This window comes from Sphingobacterium humi, assembly GCF_009768885.1.
Lineage (GTDB): Bacteria > Bacteroidota > Bacteroidia > Sphingobacteriales > Sphingobacteriaceae > Sphingobacterium > Sphingobacterium humi.
The window spans coordinates 205,727-225,192 of the sequence record NZ_WSQA01000003.1 but is presented as its reverse complement, the minus strand read 5'-3'; the positions used below and the strand labels follow the sequence as shown (position 1 = coordinate 225,192).

General features: G+C 43.8%; 17 protein-coding genes. 13 read left to right on the top strand and 4 right to left on the bottom strand.

Annotation, left to right across the window (positions count from 1 at the left end):
• Positions 1–5: 5 nt before the first annotated feature.
• Positions 6–1,229, bottom strand: a complete 1,224-nt coding sequence (locus tag GQF63_RS05145) for an aminotransferase class V-fold PLP-dependent enzyme (protein WP_160368042.1) — start codon at positions 1,227–1,229, stop codon at positions 6–8.
• 213 nt (positions 1,230–1,442) lie between these two features.
• On the opposite strand from GQF63_RS05145, the gene GQF63_RS05140 reads away from it, so the two are divergent.
• The 12 genes from GQF63_RS05140 (at position 1,443) to rodA (ending at position 15,609) form a co-directional block, all read left to right on the top strand.
• The gene (locus GQF63_RS05140) at positions 1,443–2,438 is read left to right on the top strand and encodes an acyl-ACP desaturase (protein ID WP_160368041.1); all 996 of its coding nucleotides are present in this window, start codon (positions 1,443–1,445) and stop codon (positions 2,436–2,438) included.
• A 347-nt stretch (positions 2,439–2,785) separates the two neighbouring features.
• On the top strand, positions 2,786–3,223 hold the full coding sequence (locus GQF63_RS05135) for a MarR family winged helix-turn-helix transcriptional regulator (protein ID WP_160368040.1): 438 nt from the start codon (positions 2,786–2,788) through the stop codon (positions 3,221–3,223).
• A gap of 1 nt (position 3,224) precedes the next feature.
• On the top strand, positions 3,225–4,229 hold the full coding sequence (locus tag GQF63_RS05130) for an NAD(P)/FAD-dependent oxidoreductase (protein ID WP_160368039.1): 1,005 nt from the start codon (positions 3,225–3,227) through the stop codon (positions 4,227–4,229).
• Between the two features lie 2 nt (positions 4,230–4,231).
• Positions 4,232–4,561: a 2Fe-2S iron-sulfur cluster-binding protein gene (locus GQF63_RS05125; RefSeq protein WP_160368038.1), complete on the top strand. Its 330-nt coding sequence runs from the start codon at positions 4,232–4,234 to the stop codon at positions 4,559–4,561.
• Positions 4,562–4,748: 187 nt separating this feature from the next.
• On the top strand, positions 4,749–6,062 hold the full coding sequence (locus GQF63_RS05120) for an NAD(P)/FAD-dependent oxidoreductase (RefSeq protein ID WP_160368037.1): 1,314 nt from the start codon (positions 4,749–4,751) through the stop codon (positions 6,060–6,062).
• A gap of 320 nt (positions 6,063–6,382) precedes the next feature.
• A complete protein-coding gene (locus GQF63_RS05115) occupies positions 6,383–8,050 on the top strand; it encodes a DNA polymerase/3'-5' exonuclease PolX (protein WP_160368036.1) in 1,668 nt (555 codons plus the stop codon).
• Positions 8,051–8,071: 21 nt separating this feature from the next.
• The gene (locus tag GQF63_RS05110; protein ID WP_160368035.1) at positions 8,072–9,736 is read left to right on the top strand and encodes a M1 family metallopeptidase; all 1,665 of its coding nucleotides are present in this window, start codon (positions 8,072–8,074) and stop codon (positions 9,734–9,736) included.
• A gap of 149 nt (positions 9,737–9,885) precedes the next feature.
• Positions 9,886–10,908: a rod shape-determining protein gene (locus GQF63_RS05105; RefSeq protein WP_149526761.1), complete on the top strand. Its 1,023-nt coding sequence runs from the start codon at positions 9,886–9,888 to the stop codon at positions 10,906–10,908.
• 81 nt (positions 10,909–10,989) lie between these two features.
• Entirely contained in the window at positions 10,990–11,826 is an 837-nt protein-coding gene (gene mreC / locus GQF63_RS05100; protein WP_160368034.1) for a rod shape-determining protein MreC, read from the top strand.
• On the top strand, positions 11,819–12,346 hold the full coding sequence (locus GQF63_RS05095) for a rod shape-determining protein MreD (protein ID WP_160368033.1): 528 nt from the start codon (positions 11,819–11,821) through the stop codon (positions 12,344–12,346). Before mreC ends, GQF63_RS05095 begins: the two co-directional genes overlap by 8 nt.
• Positions 12,347–12,368: 22 nt before the next feature.
• The gene (gene mrdA, locus GQF63_RS05090) at positions 12,369–14,342 is read left to right on the top strand and encodes a penicillin-binding protein 2 (RefSeq protein ID WP_160368032.1); all 1,974 of its coding nucleotides are present in this window, start codon (positions 12,369–12,371) and stop codon (positions 14,340–14,342) included.
• The gene (gene rodA, locus GQF63_RS05085; protein WP_160368031.1) at positions 14,335–15,609 is read left to right on the top strand and encodes a rod shape-determining protein RodA; all 1,275 of its coding nucleotides are present in this window, start codon (positions 14,335–14,337) and stop codon (positions 15,607–15,609) included. Before mrdA ends, rodA begins: the two co-directional genes overlap by 8 nt.
• Before the next feature lie 15 nt (positions 15,610–15,624).
• Here the strand turns inward: rodA and GQF63_RS05080 are convergent, their stop codons facing one another.
• The 3 genes from GQF63_RS05080 to GQF63_RS05070 are packed head-to-tail and all read right to left on the bottom strand — an operon-like array spanning position 15,625 to position 17,944.
• Positions 15,625–16,479 (bottom strand): nucleoside phosphorylase, encoded by an 855-nt coding sequence (locus GQF63_RS05080; protein WP_160368030.1) that lies wholly within the window; start codon positions 16,477–16,479, stop codon positions 15,625–15,627.
• Positions 16,476–17,093, bottom strand: a complete 618-nt coding sequence (locus GQF63_RS05075; protein ID WP_160368029.1) for a YigZ family protein — start codon at positions 17,091–17,093, stop codon at positions 16,476–16,478. The genes GQF63_RS05080 and GQF63_RS05075 overlap by 4 nt, the downstream gene beginning before the upstream one ends.
• Complete coding sequence (locus GQF63_RS05070) at positions 17,090–17,944, bottom strand: DMT family transporter (RefSeq protein WP_160368028.1); 855 nt, start codon at positions 17,942–17,944, stop codon at positions 17,090–17,092. Before GQF63_RS05070 ends, GQF63_RS05075 begins: the two co-directional genes overlap by 4 nt.
• A 669-nt stretch (positions 17,945–18,613) precedes the next feature.
• Here GQF63_RS05070 and GQF63_RS05065 point away from each other — a divergent pair.
• On the top strand, positions 18,614–19,444 hold the full coding sequence (locus GQF63_RS05065; protein ID WP_160368027.1) for a prephenate dehydratase: 831 nt from the start codon (positions 18,614–18,616) through the stop codon (positions 19,442–19,444).
• Positions 19,445–19,466: the final 22 nt, after the last annotated feature.

The window sequence follows — 19,466 nt, the reverse complement described above, 5'->3', positions numbered from 1 at the left end:
TCCTCTTATACCAGCATGGCTGTGGCACGTTTTACGCCCGCAACCAACGCATCAATTTCTTCTTTTGTATTGTAAACTGCTAAACTAGCACGCACCGTGCCTGGAATTTGGAACTGCTCCATAATAGGCTGCGCACAATGGTGACCTGTACGTACGGCAATACCCAACTTATCCAGAATCACACCGATATCATAGGGATGGGTACCTTCCACGACGAAGGAAATCACCGATGATTTTTCCTTGGCTGTACCGATAAATTTAATCCCTTCCACGGTACTGAGCTTTTCGGTGGCATAGGCCAACAATTCATCTTCATAGGCTTTAATATTATCCAAGCCCAGTTCTTCGATATAATCGATAGCCGCATTTAAAGCAATACCCGCTTCAATATTTGGGGTACCCGCTTCAAATTTAAAAGGCAACTCATTGTAGGTGGTCTTTTCAAAGGTTACATCCTTAATCATGTCGCCCCCGCCTTGGTAAGGCGGCATTTTATTTAGCCATTCTTCTTTTCCATACAATACGCCAACACCGGTTGGTCCATACATTTTATGGCCCGAGAAGGCTAGAAAATCAACATCTAATGCCTGTACATCAATTTTAATATGCTGCACGGCTTGCGCGGCATCCAACATCACCGGCACCCCTTGGGCATGCGCTAAAGCAATAATTTCTTTCACTGGATTAATGGTGCCTAAGGCATTGGACACATAGTTTACCGAAACAATCTTCGTCTTTGGCCCCAACAGCTTCTTATAAGCGTCCATATCCAATTCACCCGTTTCCTTCATCGGAATCACCTGCAATTTGGCGCCTTTTTCTTCACAAACCATTTGCCAAGGCACAATGTTCGAGTGATGCTCCATGGCCGAAATAATCACCTCATCGCCTTCCTGAATAAAGGCACGGCCATAACAATGGGCCAAGAGGTTAATGCTTTCGGTGGTACCTTTGGTAATGATCACTTCATAATCATGCTTGGCATGAATAAAGTCTTGCACCTTTCTACGGGTCACTTCAAAAGCATCGGTAGCGATTTGGCTTAGGTAATGCACACCGCGGTGCACATTGCTATTCATATCGGTATAGTAATTCATAATGGCATCAATCACCACTTTCGGTTTCTGCGTGGTGGCGCCATTATCCAAATAAACCAGAGGCTTTCCGTTCACCTCTCTTTTTAATATGGGGAAATCCTCACGGATCCGCTGAATATCTAAACTGCTCAATGTTTTAATTTTTTATGAAGAACAAAGTTAACAATAATGCCTACAAAACGAGTATATATTCCGTTATTTAAACGTAATAATTCGGCATTGCCGCCAAAGTGAAAGCCCTTCAAGGCCAGGCATTCCTACCCAAAAAAACACCCGAAATTCGATAAGGAATTATGAAAATATAAAACTTATATTAACTTAACTTTGTTTACCTTTGTGATGATTATGCAAGAACTACCCTTAAATATACCTGAAGGATCAAGGAAAGAGGTGATGACCTACTTAGAACCATTCATGCTGAATGAAATGGCTGACTATTTAAAACCGGTAGAAGAAATGTGGCAACCTGCCGATTTCCTTCCTGACTCCTCACGCGATACTTTTTTTGAAGAAGTGCGCGACCTACAGGAAAGCGCAAAGGAATTGCCTTACGACTTAGTGGCCGTTTTAATTGGCGACACAGTAACAGAAGAAGCCCTTCCGACCTACGAATCTTGGTTAACGATGGTGGACGATGTGGAGAAAAACGAACAAGGCGGCTGGATGCGCTGGGTTCGTGCTTGGACTGCAGAGGAAAACCGCCACGGCGACTTGCTTAATAAATACTTGTATTTATCCGGACGTATTGATATGCGTCAGTTTGAAATATCCGTTCAATATTTAATTAAAGACGGTTTTGACATCGGTACAGGTGCCGATCCATACCGTAACTTTATCTACACCTCCTTTCAAGAATTGGCCACCAACGTATCCCACCGCCGCGTAGCCGCTATTTCCAAAAAGAATGGCGACAAACTACTGGCAAAAATGTGTGGGGTTATTGCTGCCGATGAGGCACGCCACGCCAAGGCCTACATGTCGTTTATTTCGCATGCCATGGTGGTCGATCCTTCCGAAGTGATGTATGCTTTTGAAGATATGATGCGTAAGAAAATCGTGATGCCGGCCCACTTCCTGCGGGAAGCTGGCGAGCCACAGGGCGATGCTTTCGCACACTTCTCGGATGCTGCCCAGCGTTTGGAAGTGTACACGGCGTTAGACTATGTCGACATCCTGCGCACGCTGATCGCCGATTGGAAAATCGATCAGGTGACCGGCTTAAATGAAAAAGGCGAAAAAGCAAGAGATTATTTAATGCGCTTGCCAGACCGTTTAGTACGCTTGGCCGACCGCATGAGCATCCCAGAAAAACAATACAAATTTAAATGGATTTACGGCTAAGCCGAATTCAATAAACTATTACAAAAGGAATACCGCAAGGTGTTCCTTTTTTTGTTTCTATTCCTTTGCTAGCTGAATCGAGATTGGCCTATAAATACGATCGGTCTGGGGCTTTGTTGCTGCCTTGTTCTTGCTTTTCACCCCCCTATCCTCGCCCATGGCAAAGGGGATTGATACGGGTGTGAAAGGGGTGTGAAAGGGAAGTAAAAGGGAGCTAAGCGAAGGAAGGGCTGCGGAAGGCCGGAGTTGCTAGGCCAGCAGCAGGTAAAGTCATTGTCAAAAAAGAAGAATTCCCTGTTTGATATGGAATATATTCGGTAGATTTACTTGTTATACTAATAATTGTTATGCTAAAGGAATCTTTTAATCAATATTCATTCATTTTAGACAAGACGGCGAAGCGTGTGAAGCAGTTTGCGCAAAATTCTTTTTCGGCGCAAGGCATCGATTTGACGGTCGATCAATGGTCGGTGCTAAAAACCCTTTACGAGTTTCCGCTGCTGACGCATAAGGAGCTTGCCGACAAGTGTGGCAAGGACCAGCCTACCCTCACGCGCATGGTGGATCTCTTGCTAAAAAAGGGCTACATGAAACGCGTAGAGCACCCGAGCGATCGGCGATGTTTGCACTTGCAATTGACCGACTTGGGCGGCAGCAAGGTGCAGGCCTTGGCTCCTTTGGTGAAAGATTTTCGCATGCGCGCTTGGGAGAACCTAAGCCAGGAAGACTTTGAGCATTTTACACGTATACTGAATACAATTTATAATAACTTAGAGACTAAATAACATGATTACAACAGACATTTGTATCATCGGCGCCGGACCAGTAGGTCTGTTTGCAGTATTTGAAGCCGGTTTGTTAAAGATGAGGTGTCACCTGATTGATGTTTTACCGCAAATTGGCGGTCAACTCTCAGAAATTTATCCCCATAAGCCCATCTACGATATTCCCGGATACCCCAGCATTACAGCACAAGCATTAATCGACAATCAACTGGAGCAGATTGCGCCCTTTCAACCTAGTTTTACCCTAGGCGAACGGGTGGAACAGTTGGAAAAACAGGCCGACGGCTCCTACCATGTCATCGGATCGGATGGCACCGTTATCCATTGCCAGGTGGTGGTGATCGCGGGGGGCTTAGGTTGTTTCGAGCCCCGGAAACCAGAGCTTGCCAATTTGGAAAATTTTGAAAAAGAACATGTGCACTATATGGTGAAAAATCCGGAGAAATTCCGGGACCAACGTATCGTGATTGCCGGCGGTGGCGACTCAGCCTTAGACTGGACGGTATTTTTAGCCGATGTGGCCAAAGAAGTGACCTTGGTACACCGCAGCGACAGCTTCCGTGGCGCTCCAGATTCAGCAGAAAAAGTTTTTAACCTGGCACAGGCCGGAAAAATAAACCTCCTTTTATCGCATAACCTGCAGAGCTTAAACGGCAACGGACATTTGGAAAGCATCTCCTTAATCAATAAACAAAAAGAAGGCGTGTTGGTGCCTACCGACCATTTTATTCCCCTGTATGGCTTAAGTCCAAAACTAGGCCCGATTGGAGAATGGGGGCTGAATATCGATAAAAATGCCATCGAGGTGGATACCTTCGATTATGCTACGAATATAGAGCGCATTTATGCCATTGGCGATATAAATACCTATCCGGGCAAACTAAAACTCATTTTATGTGGTTATCATGAAGCAGCCCTTATGGCGCAGAGTGCGTTTAAATATGTATATCCGGATCAGAAGTTAAGTTTTAAATACACCACTGTTAACGGAATTAATGCATTTTAAACATGGATAATATCATAAACATTATTGTGGAAGACCGCGATGGGCTACGCAAAACGGTGGAAGTACCTACCGATATCAACCTGAGCTTAATGGAAATATTGAAAGCTTCGGAATACGATATCCTGGCCACTTGTGGTGGCATGGCGCTTTGCGCCACCTGCCATGTGGAGGTTTTGGAGGGTGCAGAACAGTTGCACCCCGCGGAGGATCAAGAACTGGATATGTTAGATACCCTACCCGATGTAACCGACAGCAGTCGGCTTGCCTGCCAGCTTCGCCTGGGGCAGCAAAACGACGGTTTGAGCGTGCGCATTCGAGGTAGCTTACAATAAAGAAAAAGCTTAGTGTACTTTTAACACTCAAGATAGTTGGCTAAACAACTGATAGCAAGATAGATAGATGCGATAACAATAATATAACATTGAAGAACCTTAAAATAATGTAATATTTTGCTGAATTAGCCGATAAAATGTCGGATATTTGTGCCTTATTTTAAAATTCTTATAACAAGAAAGTATTATGTTGCTAAATCGTTCTGAAAGAAACTTTCCAAGAGTTATCGTTATTGGAGCCGGATTCGGGGGTGTGGAAGTAGCGCGCCAGCTGAAAAACAAGGAGGTGGAGGTTTTATTAATAGACCGTAACAATTACCACACGTTTCAACCTTTAATGTATCAAGTGGCAACAGGGACATTAGCCTCCGATTCGATATCTTTTCCGATTCGGAAGATGTTCAAAAACCAGAAGAATTTCCGTTTCCGTTTAGCCGAAGTATTGCATATCGACGCGGCCAACAAGGTGGTGCAAACCTCTGTTGCAGACTACGATTACGATTACTTGGTAATTGCGACCGGTGCAACATCGAATTTCTTTGGCAATAAGGAGGTGGAAAAATATGCTTTACCGATGAAAAACATTGTGGAAGCCTTAAATATCCGTAGCTACCTGTTGCAGAACCTGGAAGAAGCTGTTTTGCGTAAAAATGCTTCCGACAGAGAACGTTATTTGAATTTTGTGGTGGTTGGTGGTGGCCCTACTGGGGTTGAACTTTCCGGCGCTATTGCGGAATACCAGCAACACATGTTGAAAAAAGATTATCCTGAGCTATCTTCCTACGAAATGAAAGTCCATTTAGTGGAAGGTACCGGTAAAATATTAGGTGCCTTATCGGAGAAATCATCCCGCGATGCCGAGCGATACTTACAAGAACTTGGCGTAAACATCGTGTTAAACACGACGGTAAACGGTTATGATGGCAATACAGTAACCCTATCTTCCGGCGAACAGATTCCTACAAAAACCGTGATCTGGGGTGCTGGTGTGATGGGTCAAATGCCAACAGGTATCAATCCAGAGCTTATCCAACGTGGCAATCGTATTAAAATCGATGAGCAATGTCGGGTTGAAGGCGAAAATGATATCTACGCCATTGGCGACGTTTCGGCCTTGATGACCGACGAGAATCCGCGAGGCCTTCCGGGTGTTGCTCCCGTGGCGCAACAACAAGGGAAATACGTGGCCAACCATATCGTGAACAGCCTGAACAAACAAAGCAGCGAAAACTTTAAGTATTTCGATAAAGGATCGATGGCTACTGTGGGTCGTGCCAGAGCAGTGGTAGACTTAGGCAACTTTCATATGAAAGGCTTCCTAGCTTGGGCTACCTGGATGTTTGTGCACTTGGTTTCCATTTTCGGATTCCGCAACAGGTTGGTAACCTTCGTGAACTGGACCATTAAGTTCTTAACCAAGAACTCCGGTATCCGTTTGATCATTAATAAATACAACAGACCGGAACCCAGCAAACCGGTTGTACCGCAAACTGAACAATAAAACAAACGAAACATAAGGATGAAAGTCTTACCCCAGGGTGAGACTTTTGTTTTTTTAGGGCGATTTTGTTAAAAGATGTTAATAGCAGAAGATAAACGTACGAAAGGCATAAGCTTTGCGTTTATAACTGTAGAAAAAGCAAAAGAGTAAAAGAGTAAAAATTTCATAATTTAGGTTAATAATTGGTTTGGTAAAAATCCTGAGGTTCCCCGCCTCAGGATTTTTTTTATGTCGAAAAGCAGCAAACTAAATTATTCCGCCATTATAGTCCTTCCTCCCTTTAAGATTTGTATTTTTGAGAACCTTAAAAGAAAATCACCATGACAAATAAAGACATAGCTAAAGTTTTCAAATTATGCGGCCAATTGATGGAACTACATAATGAGAACGCTTTTCGAACCAAAGCTATGGCCAGTGCCTCCTTTCGTATCGACAAACTACCTTTCGCAGCATCGGGTGCTACCTTGGAAGAACTGAGCGAACAACCAAATATTGGGAAAAGTACGGCCGAACGCATTTTGCAGGTCGTAACCACCGGCACATTTCCGGAATTGGAAAAGTTACGCGAGAAAACGCCTGAAGGCATTATTGAGATGCTAAAAATTAAAGGCATGGGTCCGAAAAAGGTGCAGGTTGTTTGGCAGGATATGGAAATTGAGTCGGTTGGCGAACTCTACTATGCCTGCAATGAAAACCGCTTGATGGAAGCCAAAGGGTTTGGACTGAAAACGCAGGAGGATATAAAAAAAGCCATTGAATTTGCCATGGCCAATCAGGGTTGGTATCATTTTGCGAAAGTGATGCAATCGGCAGAAAAAACCATAGCGGCCCTGCGCGAAAGCCTTAGTGGCAGCCGAATCTCCTATACGGGAGACTTCCGTCGGAAAGCGGAAGTACTGCAGGAGGTAGAGCTGTTAAGCGATGCGCCGCAAGCCTTATTATTAGCGGCGGTTACGGCCTTAGACCATGAAATGAAGGTGGAGGCCGAACAGGGCTATATTCAGTTTCGGGATGAAAACAGCATTCCCTTCAAACTGTTCTTCTGTGAGCCGGATCTTTTTGCTAAAATGCAGCTATTGACCACCGGTTCGAAACAACATATTGCCCAACTGGAGGCCTTAGGAGAAATAAAACCCTTAGCGACCGAAGATGCCATATACGCAAGCTTGGGCCTCGCTTATGTGGAGCCGGAACTGCGGGAAGGCGGCAAGGAGGTAGCGCAAGCGAAAGATGGCAGGTTGCCAAGCTTGATAAGCTACAGCGATTTAAAAGGATCTTTACATAACCACTCGACTTACAGTGATGGTGTACACAGCTTAAAAGACATGGCGCTCTACCTGAAGGAAGAGTTGAACTTGGAATATTTAGGCATTTGCGACCACTCGAAAACGGCTGTTTATGCGAACGGCTTAAGCGTTGAGCGCGTGGAAGCCCAATGGCAGGAAATTGACGCCTTGAACCAAAGTCTTGCTCCTTTCAAGATTTTCAAAGGCATCGAATCGGATATCCTGAGCGATGGCTCTCTTGATTATCCAGATGAGATTTTAGCGAAATTCGACTTCGTGGTGGCTTCCATCCACGGCAACCTGAAGATGGAAGAAGAAAAAGCAACAGCCCGCTTAATTAAGGCCATTGAAAACCCCTATACAACAATTTTGGGGCACCCTACGGGTCGTTTATTGCTTTCACGGGCTGGCTATCCGATAGACTATAAAAAAGTAATTGATGCCTGCGCAGCCAATCAGGTGGTGATCGAGATTAATGCCAATCCGCTACGTTTGGACTTAGACTGGCGTTGGCATCAATATGCGTTGGAAAAAGGAGTGCTATTATCCATTAATCCGGATGCCCACCGCAAGGAAGGCTTCTTGGATATGGAGTTTGGCGTGTATGTAGCAAGAAAAGGCGGATTGACGGCTGATAAATGCTTAAATGCATTTAGCTTGCCTGAAATTGAACAATATTTTAAGCGTAAAAAAGGCGAATAGCCAAACCAATTATATTAAATTATGAGCAACAAAGCGTTTCGTTTATGCTGGGCAGCCCTATTATGCCTGCTGATAAATAGCGCCCATGGGCAATTGATGAAGGCCAAGGAGATTTACTCCAAAGCGGACTCCCTGCGGGGCAAGCTGACCCCTTTGCGCACATGTTACGATATTCAATATTATCACCTGGATGTGAAAGTGGATATTGATCAGAAATTTATTTCGGGCAGCAACCTGTTTAAGTTTAAAGCGGTCGATCGATTCCAGAAATTACAGTTCGACCTGTTCGATAACCTTTCGGTAGATCAGGTGCTGTATCAGGGCAAACCTCTCCCCTTCAGCCGGGAATACAACGCCGTATTTGTGGAGTTCCCAGGCTTTATCGAGAAAGGCAAGGTCGATTCTTTTACGGTGCATTATTCCGGTCATCCTATCCAAGCCACGCGTGCGCCTTGGGATGGTGGTTTCGATTGGAAAAAAGACAGCAAGGGAAAACCCTGGGTGGCAACCGCCTGCCAAGGCTTGGGTGCCAGTGTGTGGTGGCCCAACAAAGACCATCAATCGGATGAGGTAGACAGCATGCTGATCTCTGTAGCGGTACCCAAAGGCTTAATGAACGTATCCAACGGGCGATTGGTGAAAACCGAAGACCTGAAGGATGGCTACCGTAAATTTCATTGGAAAGTAGCAAACCCGATTAATAACTATAATGTGGCCTTAAACATTGCCGACTATGCCCATCTTCGGGAAACCTATAACGGGGAAGGCGGCAAATTGACCCTCGATTATTACGTATTGAAGGAGAATAAAGCCAAGCTGCCCCACTTGCAAAAGAATGCCAAGGAAACCCTTATGGCTTTTGAGCATTGGTTTGGCCCTTACCCTTTTTATGAAGATGGCTATAAACTGGTGGAAACAGCCCATTTAGGCATGGAACACCAGAGTGTTATTGCCTATGGCAACGGCTATAAAAACGGCTATTTGGGCAATGATGGCTCGCGCACAGGTTGGGGTTTAAAATGGGATTTTATCGTGGTGCACGAGTCGGGCCACGAGTGGTTTGGCAACAACATTACCGCCAAAGATTTGGGCGATATGTGGATTCATGAAAGCTTCACTAATTATTCGGAAGCCCTATTTATCGACTATTTCTATGGCAAGGAAGCGAGCCAGGCTTATGTGAATGGAAACCGACGCGGCATCCTGAACGACAGGCCTTTACAAGGCCCGCTAAACGTGAACAAGGAAGGTTCCGGCGATATGTATAACAAGGGCGGCGTGCTGCACAACATGATCAGAACCATCCTTGATGATGATGAGAAATGGCGGCAGGTTTTGCGCGGCATGAACAAGAAATTCTACCATCAAACCGTAGACTATAACGACATTTTGAGCTACATGAACAGCAGCACAGGCCTTGATTTGACCCGCGTTTTTGAACAATATGTTCGACGCAAAAGCATCCCGACCTTGGAGATTATCCAAAACAAGGAAGGTCAGTTTATCTACCGATGGATTGCGGAGGTTTCTGGATTCGATATGCCGGTTGACCTGTATGGAAAATCGGGCGAAAAGATCCGCCTGCAACCGACCACAAGTTTTAAACCGCTACGCCTGGAAGGCCATAACAAAGAGGATTTGCAGGTAGACAGTTTTAACTATTATATCGGGGTTTCTATACAATAAAAATCAGGAGAATACGTTAGCAATACCGGGTGAAAAAAAATTATAGAAATGCGGGATAAAAGATGATTTTTATGCCGGCAGGATTGTTCAATAACCATTTTTTTTCATTAGGTTTGCATAAAAATTTTAAATTATACTTTCACATCTAAATGGGGCTTTTTAATTGGTTTACGCAAGAAGTTGCAATAGACTTGGGTACAGCTAACACCCTAATCATTCATAATGATAAAGTAGTGGTTGATGAACCTTCGATTGTTGCCTTTGATCGCACGACAAATAAGGTAATTGCGATTGGCCGTCAGGCCATGCAAATGGAGGGTAAAACCCACGATAATATTAAAACCGTCAGACCGTTACGCGATGGGGTGATTGCCGATTTTACTGCGGCGGAGCACCTGATTCGTGGGATGGTGAAGTTGGTAAACAACGGTAAAAGCTGGTTCTTCCCTTCCTTGCGAATGGTGGTATGTATTCCATCGGGTATTACCGAGGTGGAAAAACGTGCCGTTCGTGACTCGGCAGAAATCGCTGGAGCCAAAGAAGTCTATTTAATCCATGAGCCCATGGCTGCAGCTGTAGGGATCGGGATTGATGTGGAAGAGCCTGTAGGAAACATGATCATCGATATCGGTGGGGGTACCACAGAGATTGCGGTTATCGCCTTATCGGGTATCGTTTGCGATCAATCGATTCGTGTTGCAGGAGATAACTTCGATTCAGACATCGTTCAATATATTCGTCGTCAGCATAACATTATGATTGGTGACCGTACTGCGGAGAAAATTAAAATCGAAGTGGGTGCGGCTTTACCAGAGCTGACCGATCCACCAGAAGATTTCGCGGTTCAAGGTCGTGACCTGATGACCGGTATTCCGAAACAGATTACCGTTTCATATACGGAGATTGCCCACTGTTTAGACAAGTCGATTTCCAAAATTGAAGAAGCTATTCTTAAAGCATTAGAAATTACGCCGCCAGAGCTATCTGCCGATATTTACCAAACAGGTATTTACTTGACAGGTGGTGGTGCCTTGTTACGCGGCTTGGATAAACGTATCCAAGCGAAAACAAAGCTTCCGGTTCATGTGGCTGAAGATCCGTTACGTGCGGTGGTACGTGGTACAGGTATCGCCCTGAAAAATATCGGTCGCTTCAAGTTCTTAATGCAGTAATACAAGGAAGATATCCATATTCGGCACGCGATATAATGTTTCCATAATGTTATATCGCGTAGCTATTAAAAGACAACAATAATGAAAAACCTTTGGCTTTTCTTGGTTAGATATAACGCCTTTTTTTGGTTTGTTCTCTTCTTTACTGTTGCCATCATCCTGGTTGTTCAAAACAACAGATACCAACGTTCTTCCTTCATTAACTCTTCCAATGTGGTTGTCGGTTCTTTCTACGATAAGTTGAATTCCTGGAAAAGCTATTTGGCCCTGGATGAAACCAACAAGAACTTGGCGCAGGAAAACGCATTGCTGCGACAACAATTGCAGGGCTACATCTTGAAGGATACGCTGGACAGCATACAGCTTGTGGATTCTATTGAAGCCAATCGCTATCATTTCATTATGGGCGAAGTGGTGAACAACAGCATTCATCAAAAAAGCAATTTCGTAACGATCAATAAAGGCAGTCAGGATGGGATTCAGAAAGGATTGGGTGTCATCACTTCAAACGGGGTGGTAGGCATTGTCCTGAATGTATCCCCTCACTTTAGTACCATTCAATCGCTATTACATCCGGATACCCGGATTTCAGTAACCTTAGACACCAGCAATGTCTTCGGATCCTTGGTTTGGGGAAATAATGTAGATCCGCGCTTTGCGATGGTGAAAGACATTCCGAATCATGTGAAAGTGCAGAAAGGTCAGAAAGTATACACTTCAGGATTTTCCTTGTTTCCAAAAGGAATTGAAATTGGCAGTGTGGAAGAGACCGGTATTCAATCGGGCGAGAGCTTTCTGGATGTGCGGATAAAATTACGAACGAACTTCAGTAATATTAATCATGTGTACGTGGTTAAGGATTTGTTAGAGGACGAGAAAAATAAATTGGAGGAGCAGACCGCTGATAATAATGGGTAGAGTAATCATTTATAATATCATTCGCTTTATAGCCTTGATTGCCATGCAAGTGGTTTTATTCAAGAATATTGGCTATTACAATCTGGCGACTCCCTTTCCCTATATTTTATTTATTTTTTTACTGCCCATCAGTACCCCAAACTTTATTTTATACGTGATTGCCTTTTTAACAGGCTTAACCGTAGATGCGTTTTACGACTCTTTGGGTGTACACGCGGCGGCCTGTGTGGCCTTAGTTTGGTTCCGCACCTTCTTCTGCAACATCACTCTGGATGTGGATGCGCAGAACTCCTTTGAAACCCCATCTTTAGGAATAATGGGAAATAAGTGGTTTTTTTCTTATATTTCCATTGGCACATTAATTCATCATTTGGTATTGTTGCACGTGGAATATTTCAGCTTCACGAACTACCTGAGCACCTTGTTCAGTATTTTGCTCAGCAGCATCTTTACCATTCTTCTGATTATGTTGATGAGTTTATTGTTCTACAAAAGGAAGTCTCGCTTATTAGGTAATTAATTTTGTTACGGTCATTTCATTCATGAATAACAGTTTCTTTAACCGTAAATACGTCATTCAAGGAATCTTTATAGCCATTGCCCTGGTTATCATTGCGAGGTTGTTCTACCTGCAGATTATTGACGACCGCTACTTGCTGTCGGCCAATAACAACGTGATGCGCAAGGTGATTGTATACCCGGCCCGGGGGGTCATCTTAGACCGCAATGGTCAAGTTTTAGTACAGAACGAACCGGTATACGATATTATGGTCACCCCGCGAGAGGTGAAGGATATCGACACCCTGTTGCTTTGCGACCTCTTAGGCATTGATAGCACCGACTTCAAGACCCGCATGCAGAAAGCACGGGCTCACTCCCCTTACCGCGCTTCGCAGTTTATGAAGCAGGTCAGCTCGACCACCTTTGCTAAATTTCAGGAACACCTGTATAAATTCCGGGGATTCTATTACCAGAACCGGACAGTTCGCAGTTATCCGGATAGTATTGCCGCGCAGTTTCTCGGCTATATCCAAGAGGTAAACGAACGGGATATCAAGAAATCCGATGGCTTCTATCGGCCCGGCGACTATATCGGAGCCTCCGGTGTAGAGCGTGCTTACGAGGATTTACTACGTGGAAAACGTGGCGTGAAAAACCAGATGGTTGATGCCCTGAATCGTCCGAAAGGCAGCTTTATGGAGGGTAAATACGACACGGTGGCTGTAACAGGCGATGGTTTGGTATCCTCTCTGGATAAAGACTTGCAAATATTGGCAGAAAGGCTGATGAAAAATAAATTAGGATCGGTGGTGGCTATCGAGCCCTCGACAGGGGAAATTCTATCCTTTGTGAGTAGCCCTTCTTACAATCCGAACCTGATGGTGGGCCGCGAACTCGGCAATAACTACATGAAGTTATTGCACGATGAGTCTAAGCCCATGTTTATCCGGCCTATACAAGCTTCCTATCCTCCGGGATCGGTGTTTAAAGTTGTAGCCGCTTTGACCGGGCAGCAAGCAGGGGTTATTAATGAACAAACGGTATTCTATTGCCCCGGCGGCTATCGTTATGGCGGTGGACGAGCAATTATGCGCTGCACCCACGTGGATGGAGCCACCAGCTTGGTGAAATCCATTAAGATGTCCTGTAATACCTATTACGGATACGTGTATGCCAAGATGATCGACTCCAGAGGCTTGAGCGGACCGAAAGCCTACGACCTTTGGAAGGAAGCCTTAGGGAAATTCGGATTAGGACATCGCTTAGGTATCGACCTTCCGGGTGAAAAACCTGGCTTAGTCCCTACATCTGATTTCTATACCAAACGCTATGGCAATGGATCCTGGCGCTCTAGCTATAACATTTCCTTGTCTATCGGTCAGGGAGAACTAGGGATTACTCCACTACAGATGGCTAATATTATGGCTATTGTGGCAAATCGTGGATTCTATTACCGACCGCACCTTATTAAAGGAATTGGGGAGAAACGAATAGTAAAAGAAGAATTCACGGAGAAAATCTTCGCAGGTGTAGATGCTAAATATTACGAACCTGTAATTGAAGGCATGAGCCAGGCGGTGAATCAAGGTGGTACGGGCGCAGCATCCCGCATCACAGGCATCGAGATGTGTGGTAAGACCGGAACGGTGCAGAATCCGCATGGCGAAAACCACGCTGTATTCTTCGCCTTCGCACCGCGACACAATCCGAAGATTGCTATCGCGGTATTCGTGGAGAATGCCGGCTATGGCGGAACATGGGCCGCGCCTATCGCTTCCATGATGGTAGAGAAATACCTAAAGGATACTATTTCCTTGCCGAAATATATTCAAGATCGGGTGTACAATGCGAATCTCTTGCCGAAGCCTAAAAAGCCGAAGACCCCCGAAGTTAAAAAAGACAGTACCCAAACAAAGAATAAAACAACTGCGCCATTGAAGTCAGCTGCCCTTGCGCCAAAAGAAGAACGCTCCGTATTAGTGCACCATAGTCAAGTAAGGAGAAACCATGAATAGTGGGCAAAACAAAAGCTTTTTCGGAAGAATCGATTGGATAACCATCGGGCTGTGGTTTGCCTTATGCATCATTGGCTTATTCAATATCCATGCGGCAGTTTATGATGCCGAGAATCCCGGACTCTTTAACTTAGCGACCAATTACGGAAAGCAGTCGATCTATATCTTTACCGCCTTAATTATCGGGATCTGTATCCTGATTATCGACTCGCGGTTCTTCATGTCATCAGCTCCCGTCATTTACTTTATTGTCGTCTTGCTGTTGATTGCTGTACTGATCGTCGGGCGTAATGTTGCGGGTAATCAGGCTTGGATTCCACTGGGGAGCTTTCGATTGCAACCCTCGGAATTCGGGAAACTGGCCACCTGTTTAACGCTGGCCTACTACCTTAGTAACCAAACCAACAAGAACCCCAATATGAAAACCCTGTTTATAGGCGCTTGTATTGTGCTGTTCCCGGTCGGATTAGTTATGTTACAACCCGATACAGGGTCGGCCTTAGCTTTCTTTTCTTTGGTCTTCGTATTCTATAGAGAGGGTTATTTGAGCACCGGATTCTTAATCATCGGTGGCTTGGCCATCTTCCTCTTCGTGTTGGCACTGCTCATAAACCAATGGGTAATTATCGGGGTCATCGCTTTGCTTTGCGGATTCCTCGCCTTTATGATGCGTAAGAAAAGGAAGAACGTCATTAATATGCTTATCCTTTTTGTCGTATCCTCGGTCTATGTATTATGTGTAGACTTTGCTTACGAAGACATTCTACAACCCCACCAGCGTAATCGTATCGATATTATCTTGGGTAAGATGGACGATCCGAAGGGACAGGGCTATAACTTAAACCAGTCTAAAATTGCTATTGGTTCCGGACAGCTTTTCGGCAAAGGCTACCTGCAAGGAACGCAAACAAAATACAACTTTGTGCCTGAACAAAGCACCGACTTTATCTTCTGTACGGTAGGTGAAGAATGGGGATTTGTAGGTTCGGTCTTTCTGATTTCCATATACTTGGCCTTGCTCCTGCGCATCGTCAATATTGCGGAAAGACAACGGACGGCCTTCGCCCGGATCTATGCCTATGGCGTAGCCTCCATCCTATTCTTCCACTTCTTTATCAACATCGGGATGACGATAGGAATTGTGCCCGTAATCGGGATTCCATTGCCGTTTATCAGCTATGGAGGATCCTCTTTATGGTCCTTTACCATCTTATTGTTTATCCTGTTGCGATTCGATTCATCCCGCAAAGGAACCGTAGGTATCTAACATAGAAAGGATCTGTTAGATCCTTTCCAATATCGTTTTAATAGCGTTATCGATTATTTCCTGCGGGTTATTGCAGAAGGCTTCCTGCACCCTACTCGCTAGGATAGCGTTAATGGATATCGCATGATGCCCCAGCATATTGCTGAGCGCATAAATGCCTGCAGTTTCCATTTCCAAGTTCGTAATCTGCCTATGTTCCACCGCAAACTGACTCGCATGTTTAATCAAAAAGGGATAGGTATTGTTGGTACGTAGTGATCGGCCTTGCGGACCGTAAAAACCAGGCGCCGTCATGGTGATCCCTTTCGGCATATCGAACGCAAACTTCGCTAATAATTTCGCGGAAGCATGGCCCACATAAGGTTTAAAGGTCAGATCTTCGAAATTACGTAGCACCGCATCACGGATAGCATTCTCGGTATCGGTATATGGTTTTTTATAATACTGCATCAGCGTATCGAAGCCGATGGCAAATTCACTGGCCAGGATAGTACCAATGGCAATATTCCCTTGGATTGACCCTGAAGTGCCAATCCGGATAATATCCAGCGAGCGGATCTCCTCTTTCAAGGTCTTGGTATTAAAATCGATATTCACCAAAGCATCCAGCTCGTTCAATACAATATCGATATTATCCGTGCCAATACCCGTTGAAATAACGGTTAAGCGTTTATTGCCTAAGAAACCGGTATGGGTAATAAATTCACGTTTTCCCTTTTTCACTTCGATGTTATCGAAGTATTTAGACACCTCGGGCACCCGATCCGGATCTCCTACAAAAATAATCGTATCGGCAATGTCTTCAGGCTTTAAATTGAGATGGTAAATGCTGCCATCCGCATTAATAATGAGTTCAGAATCGTTAATCATATGGTTCGTAAATAGTCTACTTCTATTCCCTCCATGGTCTCGAGTTTTCCGACCACTTCGTTTACCTGTAATTTACGCATTTCTACATGAATTGTACAGGATGTATCAAAGTTTTGACTAAGTACTTTCAGCTCTTGTTCTTTCACAATTTTCATGACATCGTTCATCTGCAGATAATCGAAATGAACCGCATACACATCATTCACGGTACGCTCTACGATATCCACCGAATCCAGTGCTTCTAGGGTTGCCGTTTTATACGCATTGATGAGGCCGGGCACCCCTAATAAGGTACCGCCAAAATAACGAACAACCACCACAATAATATTGGTTACATCTTGCGACAGCAAGACATTAAGGATAGGCCTTCCGGCGGTTCCCGAGGGTTCACCATCATCATTCACGCGGAACACCGAGCGGTCTGGTGAAAGGCGGTATGCCCAACAATGGTGTCTCGCCTTGGGGTGGGCAGCTTTCAATTCCGCTATGATATCCTTAAGTGTAGACTCATCGCGAAACGGATAAGCATAGGCAATAAATTTACTTCCCTTATCTCTAAAAATACCCTCAGCGGGTTCCGTAATGGTTCTATAGGTATCGTCAAATAAACTCACAGCAATGCAATTAATAATACGGATATAATGGCCAAAAGTACCCCAATTTTATTGTATTTGCTAAGCTTTTCTCGAAACAGCAATACGCCAACCAAGGCACCAACCGCAATAACCCCGATATTCATGGCCGTAAACACCAAAGAAGGATGATCGGGTAAAGCCCGGTGCGCCTTCATATAAAATACAATATTGCCGAAGTTGAATAATCCCAACACGGCACCATAAACAATAGCCATTTTATCGAAAACCTGTCGTTTGATGATCAAGAGATAGCCCAAGAATATAAAGGCGATAATCAAAGCGATAACGAAAACAATCCATAAGGACGACATATAAGTTATGCTACTGAGCTGCGCCACTTGCTTAAAGAGAATATCGATAATCCCCATTCCAAAAAATACCAGCAATGGAAAAACCCAATAGGAAACCTCGCCCCTGTTGGCTTCTTTTTTCCAACCGATCGAAAAGGCAATCGCCAACAAACCCACACTGATGCCTATTAAATTCTTGGGCTGCAACTGTTCTCCCATAAATAAAAAGGCCGCTAATAGCGGAATAAATAAGGAGAGTCGTTGAGCGACTTCCGTTTTCACAATGCCTCCAAAGCGAATGGAAAACGCAATACAAACAAAAATACTGGGCAACAAAATCCCCAAGGGAATATACAGATGCCAAGCCAAATCACTGGTCCAAGCATGCCGTTCGGGCTTTAATAAGAAATGGGTCAGGATTAAGGCCACCGGATAATTCCACACCAGCAATTGCAGGTAGTTTACCCCCCGTTGCCGGGCAAATTTGATGATAATAGCTACGGTTACTGAGCACAGTACCGACAGGAGCACATAGAACATGATCGATGATTATTTCAAGACAATTTGCATCGCTTTTCCGATGAAAATTGCTGGGCAAATATATCCAAAATAGCTGGGGCTAATTAATTATCCAGTCATAATTTCCTTTCCAAGGCCTAAATAATAGATGTTTCAACATAAAATACAGCCAAAAACAAGCTGTTTTTCTTTATTTTTTTACTATTATTTACACATGTTCTGAAACCTATTTTCATGTGTTTTTTCACTCATTTTTTATCAGTTTTTTAATACTTTTTTACCCTATAAAATCCAACATAAAATACAACAAACAAAGCTAAAACACCTATAATGCAATATATTACAAAACAAACAACAAAAACACAACATAAAAAAAACAGGCCAAAACTACACGATTATTACTGTATTTTTTGATGTTTTTTTAGTCATTTTTACAGCACTTTTCACCTTATAAAACATGCATAATTGAATATTTTTTTAAAAAAATTTTGCACTTATCATTTTTACCTCTATATTTGACAGAAATCAATAGGGAATGAACACAAAGAATACATATACTTACTTTTGGCACTTTTATTTTTACGATAAGAGCTGGGACTAGTATATAGTATTGGAAACAATATATCGAGGGGTCCCAAAATAATTTGGGACCTCTTTTTTTTTGCATGAATTAGCGTATAAAAATTAACAATGAGTGATAAAATAAGAATTGCCATCCAAGGAGTTAAAGCCTCCTTCCACGAAGAAGCCGCTTATAAGTATTTCGGAAAAGACATCGAAACCTTGGAATGCGAATCCTTCAAAAAGACCTGCGAAATGCTAAAGCAGGGCAAGGCTGATTACGTGGTGATGGCCATTGAAAACTCGATTGCGGGTAGCATTTTACCCAACTACAACCTACTGCGAGACTACCGCTTTCATATTATTGGCGAGGTGCACCTGAATATTCAACAGCACTTACTGGCTTTACCGGGCACAAAATTAGCCGACGTTAAATTTGTTGAATCACACCCCATTGCCATCCGTCAATGCGATGAATTCCTGAGCGAGCATCCTGAACTTACCATTAAAGAAGGCATGGATACCGCCGCTTGTGCGAAAAAGATTGTGGAAGAAAAGTTAACCCATACCGCTGCAATTGCTTCAGAAGCTGCTGCAAAATTATACGGATTGGAAATAATTGAGAAACGTATTGAAACACATAAAAAGAACTCTACCCGCTTTTTAATTCTTTCAAACGAGGTTCAAGAAATTAAAAATGCAAACAAAGCTTCCCTTTCCTTTCAAACCTCCCATGCCATTGGCGCGTTAGCAGCCGTATTGCAATGCTTCGCCGAACAAAACGTGAACCTCAGCAAAATACAATCTATGCCGGTGGTGGGCAGAAGAAACGAATACGACTTCTATGTTGACGTAGAATGGAAAAAACAAGCGGATTACGATGCGGCCATCCGAAAGGTATTGAAACATACCGTAAACTTTAGCATCATGGGTGAATACCTGAAAAACGAGAAAATCTAAATCTATTACATAACATAAAAAA